22 protein-coding genes and 1 riboswitch are annotated in these 19,297 nt (G+C 56.1%); all 22 genes read left to right on the top strand.

Features of this window, described 5'->3' with window-relative positions; genetic code table 11:
* Nucleotides 1-187 precede the first annotated feature (187 nt).
* On the top strand, nt 188-1,288 hold the full coding sequence (gene ychF, locus O9H32_RS28425) for a redox-regulated ATPase YchF (RefSeq protein WP_269869495.1): 1,101 nt from the start codon (nt 188-190) through the stop codon (nt 1,286-1,288).
* 153 nt (nt 1,289-1,441) lie between these two features.
* On the top strand, nt 1,442-2,521 hold the full coding sequence (gene prfA / locus O9H32_RS28420) for a peptide chain release factor 1 (protein ID WP_269869494.1): 1,080 nt from the start codon (nt 1,442-1,444) through the stop codon (nt 2,519-2,521).
* A complete protein-coding gene (prmC, locus tag O9H32_RS28415; protein ID WP_406627405.1) occupies nt 2,514-3,422 on the top strand; it encodes a peptide chain release factor N(5)-glutamine methyltransferase in 909 nt (302 codons plus the stop codon). The genes prfA and prmC overlap by 8 nt, the downstream gene beginning before the upstream one ends.
* Before the next feature lie 219 nt (nt 3,423-3,641).
* A complete protein-coding gene (gene spoIIR / locus O9H32_RS28410) occupies nt 3,642-4,442 on the top strand; it encodes a stage II sporulation protein R (protein WP_269869492.1) in 801 nt (266 codons plus the stop codon).
* 53 nt (nt 4,443-4,495) lie between these two features.
* Nucleotides 4,496-5,572: an L-threonylcarbamoyladenylate synthase gene (locus O9H32_RS28405; RefSeq protein WP_269869491.1), complete on the top strand. Its 1,077-nt coding sequence runs from the start codon at nt 4,496-4,498 to the stop codon at nt 5,570-5,572.
* A gap of 90 nt (nt 5,573-5,662) precedes the next feature.
* Entirely contained in the window at nt 5,663-6,226 is a 564-nt protein-coding gene (locus O9H32_RS28400) for a manganese efflux pump MntP (RefSeq protein ID WP_269869490.1), read from the top strand.
* Between the two features lie 175 nt (nt 6,227-6,401).
* Nucleotides 6,402-6,986 carry a low molecular weight protein arginine phosphatase gene (locus O9H32_RS28395; RefSeq protein ID WP_269869489.1) on the top strand — a complete coding sequence of 195 codons (585 nt, stop codon included), beginning with the start codon at nt 6,402-6,404 and terminating at the stop codon, nt 6,984-6,986.
* Nucleotides 6,987-7,091: 105 nt separating this feature from the next.
* A riboswitch (ZMP/ZTP riboswitch) is annotated at nt 7,092-7,172 on the top strand.
* A 97-nt stretch (nt 7,173-7,269) separates the two neighbouring features.
* The gene (rpiB, locus tag O9H32_RS28390; protein WP_269869488.1) at nt 7,270-7,728 is read left to right on the top strand and encodes a ribose 5-phosphate isomerase B; all 459 of its coding nucleotides are present in this window, start codon (nt 7,270-7,272) and stop codon (nt 7,726-7,728) included.
* Between the two features lie 39 nt (nt 7,729-7,767).
* Entirely contained in the window at nt 7,768-8,385 is a 618-nt protein-coding gene (locus O9H32_RS28385) for a TIGR01440 family protein (protein ID WP_269869487.1), read from the top strand.
* Nucleotides 8,386-8,456: 71 nt separating this feature from the next.
* Nucleotides 8,457-9,704, top strand: a complete 1,248-nt coding sequence (gene glyA, locus O9H32_RS28380; RefSeq protein ID WP_269869486.1) for a serine hydroxymethyltransferase — start codon at nt 8,457-8,459, stop codon at nt 9,702-9,704.
* 209 nt (nt 9,705-9,913) lie between these two features.
* Entirely contained in the window at nt 9,914-10,543 is a 630-nt protein-coding gene (upp, locus tag O9H32_RS28375) for a uracil phosphoribosyltransferase (RefSeq protein ID WP_269869485.1), read from the top strand.
* A 31-nt stretch (nt 10,544-10,574) separates the two neighbouring features.
* A complete protein-coding gene (gene wecB, locus O9H32_RS28370; RefSeq protein ID WP_269869484.1) occupies nt 10,575-11,717 on the top strand; it encodes a non-hydrolyzing UDP-N-acetylglucosamine 2-epimerase in 1,143 nt (380 codons plus the stop codon).
* 174 nt (nt 11,718-11,891) lie between these two features.
* Complete coding sequence (locus O9H32_RS28365; protein ID WP_269869483.1) at nt 11,892-12,119, top strand: AtpZ/AtpI family protein; 228 nt, start codon at nt 11,892-11,894, stop codon at nt 12,117-12,119.
* Nucleotides 12,116-12,505, top strand: a complete 390-nt coding sequence (locus tag O9H32_RS28360) for an ATP synthase subunit I (RefSeq protein WP_269869482.1) — start codon at nt 12,116-12,118, stop codon at nt 12,503-12,505. The genes O9H32_RS28365 and O9H32_RS28360 overlap by 4 nt, the downstream gene beginning before the upstream one ends.
* A gap of 30 nt (nt 12,506-12,535) precedes the next feature.
* Nucleotides 12,536-13,327: a F0F1 ATP synthase subunit A gene (atpB, locus tag O9H32_RS28355; RefSeq protein ID WP_269869518.1), complete on the top strand. Its 792-nt coding sequence runs from the start codon at nt 12,536-12,538 to the stop codon at nt 13,325-13,327.
* Nucleotides 13,328-13,408: 81 nt separating this feature from the next.
* Nucleotides 13,409-13,633, top strand: a complete 225-nt coding sequence (gene atpE / locus O9H32_RS28350; RefSeq protein WP_269869481.1) for a F0F1 ATP synthase subunit C — start codon at nt 13,409-13,411, stop codon at nt 13,631-13,633.
* 74 nt (nt 13,634-13,707) lie between these two features.
* A complete protein-coding gene (gene atpF / locus O9H32_RS28345) occupies nt 13,708-14,193 on the top strand; it encodes a F0F1 ATP synthase subunit B (RefSeq protein ID WP_269869480.1) in 486 nt (161 codons plus the stop codon).
* A complete protein-coding gene (locus tag O9H32_RS28340) occupies nt 14,190-14,741 on the top strand; it encodes a F0F1 ATP synthase subunit delta (protein WP_269869479.1) in 552 nt (183 codons plus the stop codon). The genes atpF and O9H32_RS28340 overlap by 4 nt, the downstream gene beginning before the upstream one ends.
* A gap of 16 nt (nt 14,742-14,757) precedes the next feature.
* Entirely contained in the window at nt 14,758-16,272 is a 1,515-nt protein-coding gene (gene atpA / locus O9H32_RS28335; protein WP_269869478.1) for a F0F1 ATP synthase subunit alpha, read from the top strand.
* A gap of 96 nt (nt 16,273-16,368) precedes the next feature.
* Nucleotides 16,369-17,229 (top strand): ATP synthase F1 subunit gamma, encoded by an 861-nt coding sequence (atpG, locus tag O9H32_RS28330; protein ID WP_269869477.1) that lies wholly within the window; start codon nt 16,369-16,371, stop codon nt 17,227-17,229.
* Nucleotides 17,230-17,333: 104 nt separating this feature from the next.
* Nucleotides 17,334-18,740, top strand: a complete 1,407-nt coding sequence (gene atpD, locus O9H32_RS28325) for a F0F1 ATP synthase subunit beta (protein ID WP_269869517.1) — start codon at nt 17,334-17,336, stop codon at nt 18,738-18,740.
* Nucleotides 18,741-18,859: 119 nt separating this feature from the next.
* Nucleotides 18,860-19,264 (top strand): F0F1 ATP synthase subunit epsilon, encoded by a 405-nt coding sequence (locus O9H32_RS28320; protein ID WP_269869476.1) that lies wholly within the window; start codon nt 18,860-18,862, stop codon nt 19,262-19,264.
* The last annotated feature ends 33 nt before the right edge of the window (nt 19,265-19,297 follow it).

Below are 19,297 nucleotides of genomic sequence, written 5' to 3'. Positions count from 1 at the left end.
AGAGAGGGGAACCCCGGGAGGGGGAATCCGCATAAGGCCGGACTTCGCGGTGGGCGGGGGCCGGTTTTTACATACAAACAGGGGCCTGAAGGGTTCAAAAGTGCCGATGCGTGACAAAATGGCTAATAATAAGCTATAATAGAATGTCAGAATCTAAGCGAAATACCGGATAGGAGTTGTCCTTGATATGGCTTTGAAAGCAGGAATCGTCGGGCTGCCGAATGTAGGAAAGTCCACGTTGTTTAATGCGATAACACAAGCTGGGGCAGAATCAGCGAACTACCCGTTTTGTACTATAGATCCGAACGTCGGTGTGGTGGAGGTGCCGGACGAGCGTCTGGAAGGCCTCACGAAGATCGTGACGCCGAACCGCGTCGTGCCGACGGCATTCGAATTCATCGATATCGCCGGTATCGTCAAGGGCGCGAGCAAGGGCGAAGGGCTCGGCAACAAGTTCCTCGCGCATATCCGTGAAGTGGATGCGATCGTCCATGTCGTGCGCTGCTTCCAAGACGAGAACATCACGCACGTCTCGGGCAAGGTCGATCCGATCAGCGATATCGAGACGATCAACCTCGAACTGATCCTCGCCGACGTCGACTCCGTCGACAAGAAGATCGAGCGCTCCCGCAAGAACCTCAAGGGTGGGGACAAGAAGGTCGCCCAAGAAGTCGAAACGCTCGAGAAGGTCAAAGAAGCGCTCTACAATGACAAGCCGGCGCGCAGCCTGGATCTTACCGATGATGAGAAGCTGCTCATCCGCGATCTGCATCTGCTCACCATGAAGCCGGTGCTGTATGCCGCGAACGTCAGCGAAGCGGAAGTCGCGATCAGCGACGACAATCCGTATGTGCAGCAGGTACGCGAATACGCGGCTGCGGAGAATGCGGAAGTCGTGCCGATCTCGGCCAAGGTGGAATCGGAGATTGCGGAGCTCGAAGGCGAAGACAAGGAGATGTTCCTTGAGGAGCTCGGCCTGCAGGAGTCCGGTCTCGGGCGTCTGATCAAAGCGGCTTACAAGCTGCTCGGTTTGTACACGTATTTCACGGCCGGCGTACAAGAAGTGCGTGCCTGGACGATCCGCAAGGGGATGAAGGCGCCTCAGGCGGCCGGCGTCATCCATACGGACTTCGAACGCGGCTTCATCCGTGCCGAAGTCGTAAGCTACGACGATCTGATGAATTCCGGTTCCATGAATGCAGCGAAGGAAAAAGGTCTGCTGCGCCTCGAAGGCAAAGAGTACGTGGTGCAGGATGGCGACGTCATGCATTTCCGTTTCAACGTATAGCGGGGCCCATGGCAGCCGGACTTCATACACGTAGGGCCGCCTTAGCGATATAGAAAGCATAAGGCGGCGGAGCAGACAGCAAAGCATAGTCAGGCAGAAGGCCTAGGGCACGAATACGAACGAAACGGAAATGAAGGGAAAGGGTGAATGACGATGCTGGACCGGCTACAAGCACTGGCGGACCGTTACGAGAAACTGAGCGAGCTGCTCTGCGACCCCGATGTTGCGGGGGACTCGAAGAAGCTGAGGGAGTTCTCGAAAGAGCAGTCTGACCTGCAAGAGACGTATGACTCCTACATGGAATATAAGAGCGTATCGGAGCAGTATGACGCTGCCCGCGCCATGCAGGCAGAGAAGCTCGACGACGAGATGAAAGAGCTCGTAAAGATGGAGCTCGAAGAACTGACAGAGCGCAAGAGCGAGCTCGAAGAACGCATTAAGGTGCTCATGATGCCGAAGGATCCGAACGACGACAAGAACGTCATCGTGGAGATCCGCGGAGCAGCCGGCGGGGACGAGGCGGCATTGTTCGCGTCAGATCTGTACCGCATGTATACCAAATATGCGGATACGCAGGGCTGGAAGATCGATGTCTTGGACGTGAGCATGAACGATCTCGGCGGCTTCAAAGAAATCATCTTCATGGTTAACGGCAAGGGAGCTTACAGCAAGCTGAAGTTCGAGAGCGGCGCACACCGCGTACAGCGGATCCCGGCAACGGAGTCCGGCGGGCGCATTCATACCTCGACTTCAACGGTGTCCGTGATGCCGGAGATGGAAGAGTTCGATATCGAAATCCACGATAACGATATCCGCGTCGATACGTTCTGTTCGAGCGGCGCCGGAGGGCAGTCCGTCAACACGACCAAATCGGCGGTACGCGTAACGCATATCCCGACGGGTATCGTGGCGACGTGCCAGGACGGCAAGTCGCAGAACTCGAACAAAGAGAAGGCTCTGCAGGTGCTGCGGGCACGGATCTTCGATAAAGCGCAGCAGGAAGAGATGGATAAGTACGGTGCCGAGCGGAAGAGCAAGGTCGGTACAGGGGACCGCTCCGAGCGGATCCGCACGTACAACTTCCCGCAGAGCCGGGTGACGGATCACCGGATCGGCCTTACGCTGCACCGTCTGGATGCCATCATGAACGGCGACATGGGCGAGATTGTCTCGGCCTTGACGATTGCCGCGCAGACGGAACAGATGGAAAAAGGAGAATATGCCGGTGCTTGATGAGCGGCGGAGAACCATACGTGAAGCCTATGCTGAGGCTTCTTCTTTTTTGGCGGGGGTCGGCGTGCTGGAGCCGGAATCCAACGCCGAGCGGCTGCTCGCCTATGTTCTCGGCGAGAACCGCAGCGGTCTGCTGCTCCGCTGGCCGGAGCCGTTCCCGCAGGAGCGGGAGGCGCTGTGGCAGCGGGTGCTGGAGCGCAAAGCGGCGGGCGAGCCGGCGCAGTATATTATCGGGGAGCAGGAGTTCTATGGGCTCCCCTATACGGTGACGCCGGCCGTGCTCATCCCGCGGCCGGAGACGGAACTGCTGGTCGAGGCGGTCATCCGGCTCGGCCGGCAGCTGTGGATGGGTCCCGGCGAGGGCGGTAGCGGCCCGCTTGTGGCCGATGTGGGCACAGGCAGCGGCGCCATCGCCGTGACGCTGGCGGCGCAGTGCCCTTCGTGGCGCATGATGGCCTCGGACATCTCGCGCGCGGCTCTCGACGTGGCGCAGGCCAATGCCGTGCGCCACGGAGTGGAAGAGCGGATCACCTTCGTGGAAGGGGATCTGCTCCTCCCTTGGATCGAGCAGGGCACCGCGCTCGATCTGGTGGTGTCGAATCCGCCGTATATCCCGGATTCGGATGAGGCGGGGCTGCAGCCGGAGGTGCGGCTGCATGAGCCGCGCACCGCGCTCTACGGCGGCCCCGACGGCCTCGAGCCTTACCGCCGGCTGGCGGTGCAACTCCTGGAGCTGCCGGCGGTGCCGCAGCTGGTCGGCTTCGAGGTCGGCCAGGGGCAGGCCGCCGAGGTGCGTCGTCTGCTGGAGGCGGCAGCCGATTGGGACGGCGTGCTGGTCGTGCCGGATCTGGCCGGCATCGAGCGGCATGTCATCGCCTACCGCAGCAGCAAAGGAATCTAGCGGCGGCCTGAGAGCTAGAGGCCGCCAGGAAGAGAGGCCGTCATTCCGCAGGGATGGCGGCTGGGTTGTTCTTCAGCAAAGGAAGCCGTGCCCGGCAGGCTCCGGAAGAAATGGATCATTTGCTGCAGACTTGAGGCCTTGAGGTATAAACTCTCGCGATTCGGACACAATGACTACTAGAACTTATAGAGTCATAGATTCCGAGAGGGGCTGCTTGCAATGGTCAAACGGGTGTCGTGGAAACGGTATGGGTATCTGCTGTTCGCCTTTATGGTGCTGATGGCCTGCTGGGAGTCGAACCGCTCCAATGTGATGCTGGTTACTGCCGATGCGGCGGAATCGGCGGCAGGGGAGACTGGGGCGAAGATTCCGCAGGAGTCCATCCGTCTGCGAATCCTGGCCAACTCCGATACGCCCGCCGACCAATGGGTCAAACGCGAGGTTCGCGACGCGATCGTCGCCGAGATGGAAGGCTGGGTCGAACAGCCAAAGGGCATCGAGGAGGCAAGAGAAGCCGTGCGCGCCCATCTGCCTGAGCTCAGAGAGGTGGTCGGCGGCACCCTCCGGAAGAACGGTTTTGATTATAACTACAATGTGGAGCTGGGAGTCGTTCCGTTCCCGACGAAAATGTATGGCAATGAAGTGTACCCAGCCGGCGATTACGAAGCGCTGCGCGTCTCCATCGGTGAGGCGGAAGGGCAGAATTGGTGGTGCGTGCTGTTCCCCCCCCTGTGCTTCATTGACTCCGAGATGGTGGTGAAGCCGGACAACACGGCTCATGCCGCTGCAGCGGAAGAAGAGGTAGACAAGAGCGCATCGGCTGGCAACAAAGCATCCGCGAAGGAAATGGCCTCAGCCAAGATTTCCTCGGAAAAAGGCTCATCGGAAAAAGCAGCCGGCCAGCAGCGCCGTACGGCGCAGGCTTCCGCTTCCGAAGAGGGAGCCGCGCTTTCCGCCAAACCGGAAGTCCGCTTCTTCTTGTGGGATCTGCTCCAGAAGATCGGCTCGTGGTTCGCGTAACGATCACCCGGAAGGCCTGCATCACGGAGGCCGCCCGGAGAATATAGAGTAGGATGATGTCGATGACAACGAAACAATGGAAAGTCGAGGGGGAAGAGATCGTGCCGGCAGAGCTGGCGGAGGCGGCTTCTCTCCTGAGGGAGGGCGGGACGGTAGCCTTCCCTACGGAGACCGTCTACGGCCTCGGCGCCGATGCCCGGCGTACGGAAGCGGTCGCTGCCGTCTTCGCGGCCAAGGGCAGGCCTTCCGATAATCCGCTCATCGTGCATATCGCAGAACGGTCTCAGTTGGAGGAGCTTACGGCTCCGCCCGAGGAGGCCGTTTCGCGTTTGCTCGATGCATTCTGGCCCGGTCCGCTCACCGTGGTGCTGCCGGTGAGGCCCGGCGTGCTGTCACCCCTGGTGACGGCGGGCCTGTCTACCGTGGGCGTCCGGATGCCGGACCATCCGGTCGCACGGGCACTGATCGCGGCGGCGCGCTGCCCGGTAGCCGCTCCAAGCGCGAACCGGTCGGGCCGGCCGAGCCCGACCCGGGCGGCCCACGTGCTCGAGGACCTCGGCGGCCGTATCGGCGGGATCGTGGACGGCGGGGAAGCCGGAGTCGGGCTCGAATCGACCGTCGTCGAATACACGGGCGGAGCGCTGCATATTCTGCGTCCCGGCGGCGTGACGTCGGCCGAACTGCGAGCGGCGCTGCCTGGCGTGCCGGTGATCGGTACTGCTGCCGCGGAAGGCGAGGGGCTGTCCGGACCGGAAGCGCCCCGGGCGCCTGGCATGAAGTATGCCCATTACGCACCGCAAGGGGCCATGCTGCTCGTGCAGGGCAGCGACCTGGCCCAGAAGCATGCCCGCATTCAGGCGGAACTGGATGCGGCGAGGCAGCGGGGCGAACGAACGGGTGTGTTCACTTATGCCGAGCATGCGGAGCGGTTCCATGCCGATCACGTTGCCGTCAGCGGGCGAATCGCAGATCTGGCATCCGTTGCCCGCGGACTGTATGACGCTCTGAGAAGCTTCGATGAAGCCGGAGTCACCTTCATTGCGGCCGAAGCCTGCCCGGAGACGGGCATTGGTGCAGCGGTCATGAACCGTCTGCGCAAAGCTGCGGGCGGGCGTACCCTAACCGTCTGACGGAGAGGCCCTACCGGTGAAGGAGACAAGTCATGATTTCCCCCTTGTCCGCATAGGATGGTTAGGAATAGGACAGGGGGTAGGGGAAGCATGGCGTTGTCATCGCCTCTCATGTGGGGCCAAATCATTTCGATCGGGCTGATGGCACTGGCGCTTGGGCTCGATGCGCTTTCGCTTGGACTCGGACTTGGCATGAAAGGCATCCGTAAACTCGATATTCTGAAGATTAGTAGCGTCACGGCGCTGTTTCACGTTCTCATGCCTCTCGGCGGCATGTGGATGGGCGGATATATCTCAATACTGCTCGGCAAAGTCGCCACGATGTGCGGCGGACTGCTCCTCCTCCTGCTGGGCGGACACATGATCTACAGCTCGCTGCGCCCGGGTGAAGAACGTCCATATGACCACCGCTCCTTCCTCGGTCTTCTGCTGTTCTCGCTCAGCGTCAGTATTGATGCGTTCTCCGTAGGCGTATCGCTCGGGATGTTCTCCGGCGATGTGCTGCTCACTATTGGAATGTTCGGCGCGGCGGGAGGCCTCATGTCCGTGATCGGCCTGCTGCTTGGAAGGCATGTGGGAGAATGGATCGGCGAATACGGGGAGATGCTGGGCGGCGTCATCCTGATGGCATTCGGTCTGAAGTTTCTGCTGTAACCCGCCCCGTGACCGGCTGAAGCTAGCCCGATTTGATGTTGGGGCGTTTTGAGGTACAATAGAATTGGGGTAAAGTCATAGTAAGGTGCATATAGAGGTAAGGCAGCATAGATTCAAGAGGATGACCATGATTGTAAAGCACCACTACAAATAGACGACAAAGGCGGGGATACGCATGAAGCGGATTTTGTTCGTTTGTACAGGCAATACGTGCCGAAGCCCTATGGCAGAAGGGTTGATGCGCCGGATTGCCGCGGATGAAGGGCTTGCGGGCCTGGAAGTCCGTTCAGCCGGAGTAGCGGCCATGGAAGGGACGCCGGCATCTTCTCATGCCGCTGCTGTACTGGAAGCGAAGGGCTGCAGTCTGCCGTCCGTTTCGAGCTACCTGAACCAGGCTTCCATCGACTGGTCGGATCTTGTTCTGACGATGACCTCCAGCCATAAGCGGCATACCATCCAGCTGTATCCGGAAGCCGTCGACAAAGTGTATACGCTCAAAGAGTATGTGCAGGACGATCCTGTAGTGGCCGGCAAGCGTGCGGAGATCGAAAGTCTGGTGACGGATCTGCAGCTGAAGCAGGCGCTCTCCGGGGAAATTACGGAGGAAGAACGGGCGCGGGTGCGGCAGCTGCAGCAGGAGATGCCGAGTCCGGATATCGTGGATCCTTTCGGCGGACCTCTGCGGGTCTACGAAGAATGTGCGGCTGAGATTGAGGACTGCTTGCGCAAGCTGGCATCCAAACTGAAAGCTGTGCAGTAAACATCGTTATCGTGTTGGCCGGCGGAGGGCCTGGAAGGGCCCGTTCCTCCCAAATGGGGCTTTACAGCCACAGGCCATTTACGTTATGATGAATAACAGATACGAAGGACCCGATGTAACTGGCGACGAGTGGGTATAACCACAGTGGAGCATCGGGACATACGGCCGGTCGCCTGGGCAAAGAGCTGCGCAACAGCGGATTTCCGCGTGCGTTCGGCTCTTTTTCTTTTTGTGGCGCGAGTGCGGTATAATGAATGGGATCAATGCGAGGAGGCGACGAAGGATGAAAATTGCTATGGGTGCAGACCACGCGGGGTACCGGCTGAAGGACGAATTAAAGCCGATCCTGGAGGCGCTGGGCCATGAGGTGGAGGATTTCGGATGCTCCTGCGGCGATTCGGTGGATTATCCGGACTATGCGCTTGAGGTATGCGAGAAGGTTGTATCCGGCGAAGCGGATAAGGGGATTCTCATCTGCGGTACGGGCATCGGAATGACGATTGCGGCGAACAAGGTGCCGGGCATCCGCTGTGCGCTGGTTCATGATCTGTTCTCCGCCAAGGCGACCCGGGAGCACAACGATACGAACGTGCTTACACTCGGTGAACGCGTTGTCGGTCCTGGTGTAGCTCAGGAAATCGTGAAGATCTGGCTGGAGACGGAATTCTCGAACGGCGAGCGCCACGTGGGCCGGATCAACAAGGTCAAAGCAATTGAAGACAAGTACGCGCTGCACCCGTAAGGGAGCACACGGTCCGCACGAACGAAAGGACGGGAGCAGATGACAGAGGAGCATTCGGCAAAGCAGGAAGATGGCGGAGCATCCCTTCTGACCGCCCTGCGCCCGCAGGTGGAGCGGATTCTTCGGGAACTGGTTCAGGCGGGCGGCGTGAAGCCCGGGCAGCTGCTGGTGATCGGGACAAGCACCAGCGAAGTGCTCGGGCACCGGATTGGTACGGCGGGAAGCGGCGAAGTCGCTCAACAGATCTATGAGGCGGTGGAAGCGGTCCGGGCGGAATCGGGTTTCTATCCGGTCTTTCAGTGCTGCGAGCATTTGAACCGTGCACTTGTCTTGGAGCGGGAAGCGGCGGAACGTTACCGGCTGGAAGAAGTCGGCGTCATTCCGGCTCCACGGGCAGGAGGCTCGATGGCGGCGCATGCTTACCGGCTACTGCACGAAGCTGTGGTGGTTGAGGAGGTACAGGCGCATGCGGGCCTCGATATCGGCGATACGATGATCGGCATGCACCTCAGACGCGTGGCTGTACCCGTCCGGCCTTCCGTCCGGCAGCTCGGGGACGCGCACGTGACCATGGCCTTCACCAGGCCCAAGCTGATCGGAGGAGCCAGGGCCGTCTATACGGCGGAGCCTCCGCAGGTGAACGACAACTGCAGATGACCCGGACTTGTCCGGGGAACTGAAATTATATAAATCGTTATATTTAATCAATCTTAGGGAGGAATTCCACTATGGAACAACTGCGTAAACAAGACCCCAAAATCGTCGAGGCCATGAACCTCGAGCTCGGCCGCCAGCGCGACAAAATCGAACTGATCGCTTCTGAGAACTTCGTATCGGAAGCGGTGCTGCAGGCGATGGGTACGGTTCTGACGAACAAGTACGCCGAAGGCTATCCGAACAAACGCTACTATGGCGGCTGTGAATACGTCGACATCGTGGAGGATATCGCACGCGACCGCGCGAAAGAACTGTTCGGCGCCGAGCATGCGAACGTGCAGCCGCACTCCGGCGCACAGGCCAACATGGCCGTATACTTGGCGGCAGTGAAGCCGGGCGAAACGATCCTGGGTATGAACCTGTCTCACGGCGGTCACTTGACGCACGGTTCCCCGGTGAATGCCTCCGGTATTCTGTACAATTTCGTAGCTTATGGCGTAACGGAGAAAGATTCCCGCATTGACTACGACGATGTCCGCAAAGCGGCATTCAAGCATAAGCCGCGCCTGATCGTAGCAGGCGCTTCCGCTTATCCGCGGACGATCGATTTCGAAGCGCTTGCTTCCATCGCCAACGATGTGGGCGCGCTCTTCATGGTCGATATGGCGCATATCGCCGGTCTCGTTGCGGCAGGCCTGCACCCGAATCCGGTGCCGCACGCCCACTTCGTGACGACGACTACCCACAAGACGCTCCGCGGTCCTCGCGGCGGTATGATCCTGTGCCGTAAGCCATGGGCAGCAGCGATTGACAAGGCGGTCTTCCCGGGCTCCCAAGGCGGTCCTCTGATGCATGTGATTGCAGCCAAAGCCGTAGCATTCGGCGAAGCTCTGCAGCCGGAATTCAAAACCTACGCGCAGAACGTTGTCGACAATGCGAAAGCGCTGGCTGATGCCCTGACGGCTGAAGGCATCAATCTTGTGTCCGGCGGTACCGACAACCACCTGATGCTGATCGACCTGCGCAATCTGAACATCAGCGGCAAAGACGCCGAGCATCTGCTCGACGAAGTTGGTGTAACGGTCAACAAGAACGCGATTCCGTTCGACCCTACTTCCCCATTTGTAACGAGCGGTATCCGTGTAGGCACGCCTGCTGCTACCTCCCGCGGTATGGACCAGGAAGCGATGAAGACGATCGCGAAGATCATCTCCCTCACTCTGAAGAACCCTGCTGACGAAGCAGTGCACGAGAAAGTGCGGGGCATGGTCAAAGACCTTACGGCTCAGTTCCCGTTGTATGCGGGTCTCGGCTACTAGAATCGGTTTATTAAGGCTCACACCGGTGCTTCTCCTTAATGGAGGGGCACCTTTTTTGTTCCACGTGGCACACGACCGCGCTGATTATCGCTACTGGGATAACTCCGGCGTCTTGTGGTATAATAGACAGGATTTGGCGTGGGAACCAAGGAATCGACAGCAAGCTGTTGGACATTAAGTGATTTTCGTGAAGATAGGGAGAATTATGCATGGGAAAAATTTACATTTGTGATCATCCGTTGATTCAGCATAAGTTGACTTACATACGGGATGAGAATACGACAACCAAAGATTTTCGCGAGCTGGTCGACGAAGTCGCCACGTTAATGGCGTATGAGATTACACGGGATATTCCGCTCGAGAAGGTAGAGGTCAAAACACCGGTCACCACGGCGGAGTGCCGCGTGATTTCGGGGCGCATGCTGGGACTGATTCCCATTCTGCGTGCCGGACTCGGGATGGTGGATGGCATCTTGAAGCTGGTTCCGGCCGCAAAGGTAGGCCATATCGGCTTGTACCGTGACCCGGAGACGCTCGAGCCCGTAGAATATTACGCCAAGCTGCCGACAGACGTGCTGGAACGGGAACTTATTGTCATTGACCCGATGCTTGCCACGGGCGGGTCTGCGAACGCTGCCATTGCGGCTCTGAAGAAAAGAGGCTGTACCCAGATGAAGCTGATGTGCCTGATCGCAGCGCCGGAAGGGGTGCAGGCGGTACAAGAAGCCCATCCGGATGTGGATCTCTACGTCGCCGCCATCGACGACTATTTGAACGATCACGGATATATTGTACCGGGTCTCGGAGATGCCGGTGACCGCTTGTTCGGCACGAAGTAAAAATACGGGAAGTGAAGGGGGAGATTGCCCTATGAAAAAGACGAAAGTGATCACGATTTTCGGGACAAGGCCAGAAGCGATAAAGATGGCACCGCTTGTCAAAGAACTCGAAAAGCATCCGGAGCATATTGAATCACTGGTATGCGTAACGGCACAGCACCGGCAGATGCTGGATCAGGTGCTCGAGATTTTCAAAATCAAACCTGACTATGACCTGGACGTAATGAAAGAGCGCCAGACTCTCAATGAGGTCACGATTCGTGTCCTCCAGGGCCTGGATCCCGTTTTCCAGCAGGAGAAGCCGGATCTGATCCTTGTACACGGAGATACGCTTACGACGTTCCTGGCAAGCTATGCGGCGTTCCTGCAGCAGATTCAGGTAGGTCATGTCGAAGCGGGCCTTCGCACGTGGAACAAACTCTCTCCGTATCCGGAAGAGATGAACCGGCAGCTCACAGGGGTGCTCGCCGATCTTCACTTTGCACCTACGGATTGGTCAGCAGGAAATCTTCGCAAGGAGAACAAAGCGGAAGACCGTATATTCGTTACCGGGAATACCGTAACCGACGTGTTCCAATATACCGTGCAGGATGAATTCCAGCATGAAGTGCTCGACTGGGCTAAGGGCAAGCGCCTGGTCATGATGACGGCTCACCGCCGGGAGTCGCAGGGCGAGCCGCACCGTCAAATCTTCCGTGCCGTCCGCCGTCTAGCCGACGCCTTCGACGATATCGCGATTGTGTATGCGGTTCATCCGAGCCCGGCTGTCAAAGAGCCGGCCTATGAGATGCTCAGCGGACACGAGCGGATCAAGCTGATCGAACCCTTGGATGTCTTTGAGTTCCATAACTTCTACCGTCATGCCCACCTGATACTGACGGACTCCGGCGGCCTGCAGGAAGAGGCGCCTTCCTTCGGTGTACCCGTCCTCGTGCTGAGAGAGACGACCGAACGGCCGGAGGGGATTGAAGCCGGTACGCTCGAGCTTGTTGGAACCGATGAAGAGAAGGTATTCAGCCGTGCCAGCGCCCTGCTCAGCGACCAGGTATTGTACGAGCGGATGAGCCGTTCCGCGAACCCTTATGGGGATGGCAAAGCCTCTGAACGGATTGCCGAAGCGATACTCTACCACTTTGGCCATACAAGCAAAAGACCGGACTCGTTCAAACCGTGACAATATCATGACAAACGTCACAGTGTACAGTTCAACTGTTTGGTTTGAAAACCTCAAAACCCTTGATATTACGGGGTTTTTGAGGTGCATGGCCCGGCGAAACACTATAGAAACTTAATTGACAAATCTTACTTTACTTCGATACAATATATGAGGATTCTCAGGAGGAAGCTAATGAAACAACCAGATCCGAATAGGGATAATCCATGGCGTGCGGTCGCTTTGACGAGCGCTATCGGGATTGATCTTGCGGTATGCGTAGGTGCCGGGTATTGGATAGGGGAGTGGTTCAGCGGATTCGTGGGAGGAGAGCAGATGTGGGTACTCGGCGGACTATTGCTGGGCTTCGCAGCTGCGGTTGCATCCATCTATCTACTTATTAAGTTGACCGGAGGGCTATGATGGATGAATTTTCGGCCCATCTGAAAACGGTTCAAAACATCTTTCTCTTTTTTTTGTCCTTTTGTTTGGTTGGCTGGGCTCTGCTGGAGGGGTATAGACCCTACGTTGCCGGAGTGATGCTGGGATCCGCAGTAAGCATGATCAATGCGAGATACCTGGCATGGAAAATCCGTAAAGTAACGGGTTCGGACGGAGACGAGCAGCCGCCGGCACGGAAGGCGAATATGGGATTCATGACAAGGGCGGCTATCGCTACGCTGGCAGGCATCGTGGCCATTCGGTATCCGGAACATGTCTCGCTTCCCACGACCGTTGCAGGATACTTTTTCACTCAATTGGTAACACTTGTATTGGGTATTATTTCTATCAGGAAAGCCAACAAATAGCTCTCTTTGAAAGGGGTGAAAAAGGAAAACATGGAACATTTAGCACCAGTTATTGAAATCTTCGGTTTCCATCTCGATTTGTCGGCGCTGCTTATGATTATCGTAACGAGCCTGGTTGTATTTGTGATTGCGGTTTCCGGCGCGAAGAACGCCTCCGTCACCAAACTTTCCAAGATGCAGAACTTCATGGAATGGGTGATTGAGTTCGTAGAAGGCATCCTCGGAAGCACTTTGGGCTCCAAGCATGGGAAGCCATTCTTGGCTCTGGGCTTAACGCTTATTATGTTTATCTTCGTTGGCAACATGCTGGGACTTCCGTTCAATATCATTACGGAACATCATGATGCCGCATCGGCTACGATCGCCGGCCAGCCGTTCATAAGTCAAGAAGCCTTCCAAGAGGCTGCAAAGAAGGGCGCGCATGAAGTTGGCGTGAGCTGGTGGAAATCGCCGACGGCAGATGTGTCGATCACAGCCGCTCTTGCCTTGATGGTCATTGGCCTCAGCCACTATCTCGGCATTACACGCAACAGCAAGCACTACTGGAAACACTATATCGAACCGTATCCGATTCTCTTGCCAATTAACCTTGTCGAGACCGTCGCGAAACCGCTGACACTTGCTCTTCGTCTATACGGTAATATTTATGCGGGCGAAGTCATGATCAGTGTTATCGTATCGGCAGGATACTTCGGGATTATCCCGCTCTTCGTATGGCAGGGCTTTAGCGTGTTCGTAGGATCCATTCAAGCCTTTATCTTCACGATGCTGACAATGGTTTACATCTCGCAGACTTTGGTTCACGAAGAAGATCACCACTAAAGTACAGCCGTTAGAATAAACGTTAGAAATACTCGTTTTACTAGAATATAACTTTTCCAATTTGAGGGAGGATTTTTCACAATGGGAGCTTTAGCATTGGTAGCAGCAGGCGTAGTATTCGGTTTGGGAGCACTGGGTGCAGGTATCGGTAACGGTTTGATCGTTGGTCGTGCAATTGAAGGGATTTCCCGTCAGCCAGAACTTCGCGGTACACTGCAAACAACGATGTTCCTCGGTATCGGTTTCGTAGAGGCCCTGCCAGTTGTATCCCTGGTTCTTGCATTCTTGTTCATGGGTCGTGCCTAAGAATTCATAGGGCGGGGATGGCTCAGCCTCCGCGCCTTCGTTTTGCCCATGCTATCTGAAGGGAGTGACGTTACTTGGCTATTAATTGGTCGTCGTTTATTATACAAATCGTAGCCTTCTTGGTACTCTACCTCCTGCTGCAGAAATATGCGTTCGGTCCGCTCTTCGGCATCTTGGAGAAACGCAGACAGCACGTATTGGATCAAGTCCAAGCGGCTGACAACAACCGTAAGCAGGTTGAACAGTTGGTAGAAGAGCAGAAGCAGGCTCTCCAGCAAACGCGCAAGGAAGCTCACGATATCATCGAGCAGGCGAGACAGACCTCCTCGAAGCAAGCGGATGACATCATCGCTCAGGCGAAAGCGGAATCCGTGCGCCTGAAAGAAGAAGCAATCCGCGATATCGAGAACGAGAAGAACAAAGCGGTAGCTGCCCTGAGAAGTCAGGTTAGCGCAATGTCCGTGCTGATCGCTTCGAAGATCATCGAAAAGCAGATTGACGAAAAGTCCCAGGAACAATTGGTTGAGCAGTACCTCAAAGAGGTAGGAGGCAATCAATGAGCCAGGATACGATCGTAGCGAAGAGGTACGCGAAAGCCCTATTCGAGATTGCTAACGAACAAGGCCGGATCGCGCAGGTGGAAGAGGAGCTGAAGGCCGTGGTCTCTACGCTCAAGCAGAACGCCGACTTCTACAAGCTGATCAAGCATCCGGCTATTGGTGCTGCCGCAAAAGCGGATATGCTGAAGCAAGTGTTCACGACATCGCTGTCGGAGACAACCTTCAACACGCTGTCCCTCCTCATCGAGAAAGGCCGGGAGGAACTGCTGGAAGCGATGGTGGGCTACTATGTCCGTATCGCTAGCGAAGCGTTGAACCAAGCGAACGCAACAGTGTATACACCTGTAGAGCTGAACGCGGAGGAACAGAGTCATATCGCTTCCTCCTTCGGCAAGATTACCGGCAAGCAAATCCGTGTAACCACGGTGCTCGATAAAAGCCTGCTCGGCGGCATTCGGGTCCGTATCGGCGACCGCCTGTACGACGGCAGCCTGTCCGGCAAGCTTCAACGTTTGGAAAGAGCTTTGAATCAATCTCAAGCATTGTAGATAGGGGTGAGGTTCGTTGAGTATCAAGCCTGAAGAAATCAGCACATTGATCAGACAACAGATCGAGAATTATAAATCGGAAATTCAAGTGGTTGACGTAGGTACGGTAATTCAGGTCGGTGACGGTATCGCCCGTGCACACGGCTTGGAGAACGTTATGGCTGGAGAGCTTCTCGAGTTCTCCAACGGCGTCCTCGGCTATGCGTTCAACTTGGAAGAAAGCAACGTAGGTATCGTTATTCTTGGACCTTACACGGAAATTCGTGAAGGAGACGCTGTAAAGCGTACCGGACGTATCATGGAAGTTCCGGTAGGCGAAGCGCTGCTGGGCCGTGTCGTGAACGCCCTTGGTCAGCCGATCGACGGACAAGGTCCAATCAACACGACGCATTCCCGTCCGGTTGAGTCCCCTGCTCCAGGTGTTATGGCCCGTAAATCGGTACATGAGCCAATGCAAACGGGTATTAAAGCAATCGACGCGATGATTCCGGTTGGTCGCGGCCAACGGGAGCTTATCATCGGTGACCGTCAAACAGGTAAAACATCGATTGCCGTAGACACGATCATCAACCAAAAGGGCAGCGGTGTAAAGTGTATCTACGTTGCCGTAGGTCAAAAGCAATCCACAGTTGTGGCACTCGTTGAAACACTCCGCCGTGCTGGCGCGCTTGACTATACGATCGTCGTATCCGCTTCGGCTTCCGAGCCGTCCCCAATGCTGTGGCTTGCTCCATATGCGGGCTGCGCGATGGGCGAGTACTTCATGTACAAAGGCGAGCACGTGCTGATCGTATATGATGACTTGTCCAAGCAAGCTGCCGCATACCGTGAGCTCTCCCTGCTGCTCCGCCGTCCTCCGGGCCGGGAAGCTTATCCGGGTGACGTCTTCTATCTTCACTCCCGTCTTCTCGAGCGTTCTGCTAAGCTGAGCGACGAGCTCGGCGCTGGCTCCATGACGGCTCTGCCGTTCATCGAGACACAAGCCGGTGACGTATCCGCTTATATCCCTACGAACGTAATCTCGATTACGGACGGACAGATCTTCCTGGAGTCCGACTTGTTCTACTCCGGTCAGCGTCCTGCCGTTAACGTAGGTATCTCCGTATCCCGTGTAGGGGGCTCGGCGCAAACCAAGGCAATGAAGAAGGTTGCCGGTACACTGCGTCTGGATCTTGCACAGTACCGCGAGCTTGCAGCATTCGCTCAGTTCGGTTCGGATCTCGACCGTGCTACGCAAACCCGTCTGAACCGTGGTGTTCGTACGCTGGAACTGCTGAAGCAGGGTGTGAACCAGCCGCTGCCGGTTGAGAAGCAAGTAGCAGCGATCTACGTCGTAACGAGAGGTCATATCGATGACCTTCCAGTACAAGACGTACGTCGTTTCGAAGCGGAATTCCTGGCTTTCCTCGATTCGAACCGTCCGGAAATTCTCGCGAGCATTCGCGACACGAAGGACCTGACTTCGGATAACGAGAAAGCACTCGTGGATGCGATCGGCCAGTTCAAAAAAGGGTTCGCTCCTTCCGCGTAATGAATTAGACCAAGAAGCAGCCGGGCTTCTCCTCCGGGAAGCTCGGCGTTCCTTATACAGTGATTCAGGTGTTCTCGAAAGAGAGGTGAGCAGAGCATGGCAAAAGGGATGCGCGAAATCAAGCGCTCGATTAAATCGAAACAAAACACGAAGCAAATCACGAAAGCGATGGAGATGGTAGCGGCCTCGAAGCTGAGACGCGCGCAGGAAGCTGCGGAAGCTTCCCGTCCATATTCCGAAAAGATGAAGGAAGTGATCGCAAGCATCGCAGCAGGTACGAAGGGTGTCAAACACCCGATGCTGCAGACGCGCCCGATCAAGAAAACCGGTTATCTTGTGATCACCTCCGACCGCGGTCTGGCCGGTGGTTATAATGCGAACGTGCTGCGTAAAGTGATGAACGTCATCCGTGAGAAGCATAATTCCACGAATGAGTACGCCATCTTCGTCATCGGCCGTAAGGGCCGGGATTTCTTCTCCAAGCGCGATATTCCGATTGTGGAAGAAGTGACGGGTCTGGCGGATTCCCCGTCATTCGCGGATATTAAGCAAGTAGCAGCTTCCGCTGTAGCGAATTTTGAGAAGGGGACGTACGACGAGCTGTACCTTGTGTACAATGAGTTCAAGAACGCCATCACTCAAATTCCTACAGTAAAGCGTCTGCTTCCGCTTGAGGAAGTCAATGCTGCATCCGTAGCAAACTACGAATATGAGCCGTCGCCGGAAGGCGTGCTGGAAGTGCTTCTGCCGAAATATGCAGAAACCTTGATTTACAGTGCCGTTCTTGACGGTAAAGCGAGTGAGTTCGGAGCGAGAATGACGGCGATGAACAGTGCTACGAAGAATGCTACGAAGATGATCTCTTCGCTTACGCTGCAGTATAACCGTGCACGGCAAGCATCGATTACCCAGGAAATCTCTGAAATCGTCGCTGGAGCGAATGCGGCTCAAGGCTAGAGAATGGAATAAAGCAGCCTTGTACGAAAGTCAGGGCTGTTACAATGTAGATGATTGCTTACGAAGTTAGTCTTGCCTTCGGCAAGACTCTTAGGAGGGAAAACATGAGCAAAGGGCGCGTAGTGAATATCACAGGGCCGGTTGTTGACATTGAGTTCGAACGTGGACAGCTCCCTGAGATTCTGAATGCTATTAAGATCCAAAGAAAAGCCCAAAGCGCTGGCGAGCAAGATATCAACCTGACGGTTGAAACTGCCGTTCACCTGGGTGACAACATGGTTCGTTGTATCGCAATGTCTTCCACAGACGGTCTCGTTCGTGGAGTAGAAGCGATTGATACGGGTGCTCCAATCTCCGTACCAGTAGGCGCTGCTACACTTGGCCGCGTATTCAACGTACTGGGTGAGCCTATCGACGGTAATGAGACGGTTGATCGTACGCTGACCAGCCCGATTCATAAAGAAGCACCAGCGTTCGAAAACTTGTCTACACAAGCGGAAATCCTCGAAACAGGGATTAAAGTTATCGACCTTATGGCTCCTTATGCCAAAGGCGGTAAAATCGGTCTGTTCGGCGGTGCAGGTGTAGGTAAGACCGTTACGATGCAGGAACTCATCCATAACATCGCTCAAGAGCACGGTGGTATCTCCGTATTCGCGGGCGTGGGCGAGAGAACGCGTGAAGGTAACGACTTGTACCATGAGATGAGCGATTCCGGCGTTATTTCGAAGACGGCAATGGTCTTCGGCCAGATGAACGAGCCTCCAGGTGCGCGTCTGCGTGTTGCCCTGTCCGGCCTGACGATGGCGGAATATTTCCGTGATGAAGAAGGCAAGGACGTTCTTCTCTTCGTCGACAACATCTTCCGCTTTACCCAAGCTGGCTCCGAAGTATCCGCCCTTCTCGGACGTATGCCTTCGGCGGTAGGTTACCAGCCTACGCTGGCAACGGAGATGGGTCAACTCCAAGAGCGGATTACATCCACGAAGAAAGGTTCCGTTACTTCCATTCAAGCCATCTACGTTCCGGCGGATGACTACACTGACCCGGCTCCGGCAACGGCGTTTGCTCACTTGGATGCAACAACGAACCTGGAGCGTGGTATCGCTTCGAAGGGTATCTTCCCTGCCGTAGACCCGCTGGCATCGTCTTCGCGGATTCTGACACCGGAAATTCTCGGCGATGAGCACTATCAAGTGGCTCAAGGCGTGAAGAGAATTCTTCAACGCTATAAAGAGCTTCTCGATATCATTGCCATTCTCGGTATGGATGAGCTGTCCGATGAGGACAAACTCGTCGTACACCGTGCGCGTCGTCTGGAGCTCTTCTTGTCCCAGCCGCTCCACGTTGCCGAAGCGTTCAACGGGATCCCGGGCGTATACGTACCGGTTAAAGAAACCGTACGCAGCTTCAAAGAAGTTCTCGAAGGTAAGCACGACAACCTTCCTGAGCCTGCGTTCCACAACGTGGGAACGATCGAAGATGCTATTGAAAAGGCAAAAACGCTGTAATCTTTTGTACAGCGCAGCATAGATTGCAAGTCCATCCGGCCTCCCTGCGGGGGTCGGATGCTGGCTTACTCAGCCGTTCGCAGGTCGAACGGTAGGCTTACGTAGGAGGAGGGATCCAAGTGAGCACATTCCTGTTGGAAATCGTGACCCCCGAGCGCAAAGTGTATGCCGAGCCGGCTAACATGATTGTAGTGAGAGGTGTCGCAGGGGAGCTTGGAATTCTGCCGAATCACATCCCGATGGTTACTCCACTCCGGATCGCTGCTGTTACGATTAAGAAACAGGGCGCGAAGGACGAACAAATCGCAGTTAACGGCGGTTTCATGGAAGTACGTAAGGATAAAGTGGTTATTCTGGCGGAAAGCGCTGAGCTTCCCGGCCAGATTAGTCTGGAACGGGCACAAGCGGCTAAAGGCCGTGCGGAGCAGCGGCTCGCTGCGAAGAAAGATCAAATCGACTTCAAACGGGCCGAACTCGCTCTACAGCGCGCAATGAACCGGATTAATGTGGGCGGCGGGCAATAATATTTGAATGCAGTTCAGCAATGGCGGGAGGAG

It is taken from the genome of Paenibacillus caseinilyticus, assembly GCF_027533645.1.
In the GTDB taxonomy this organism is placed as follows: domain Bacteria; phylum Bacillota; class Bacilli; order Paenibacillales; family NBRC-103111; genus Paenibacillus_G; species Paenibacillus_G caseinilyticus.
Note: the sequence above shows the minus strand (reverse complement) of the source record. Positions and strands in the feature narration are given on the sequence as shown.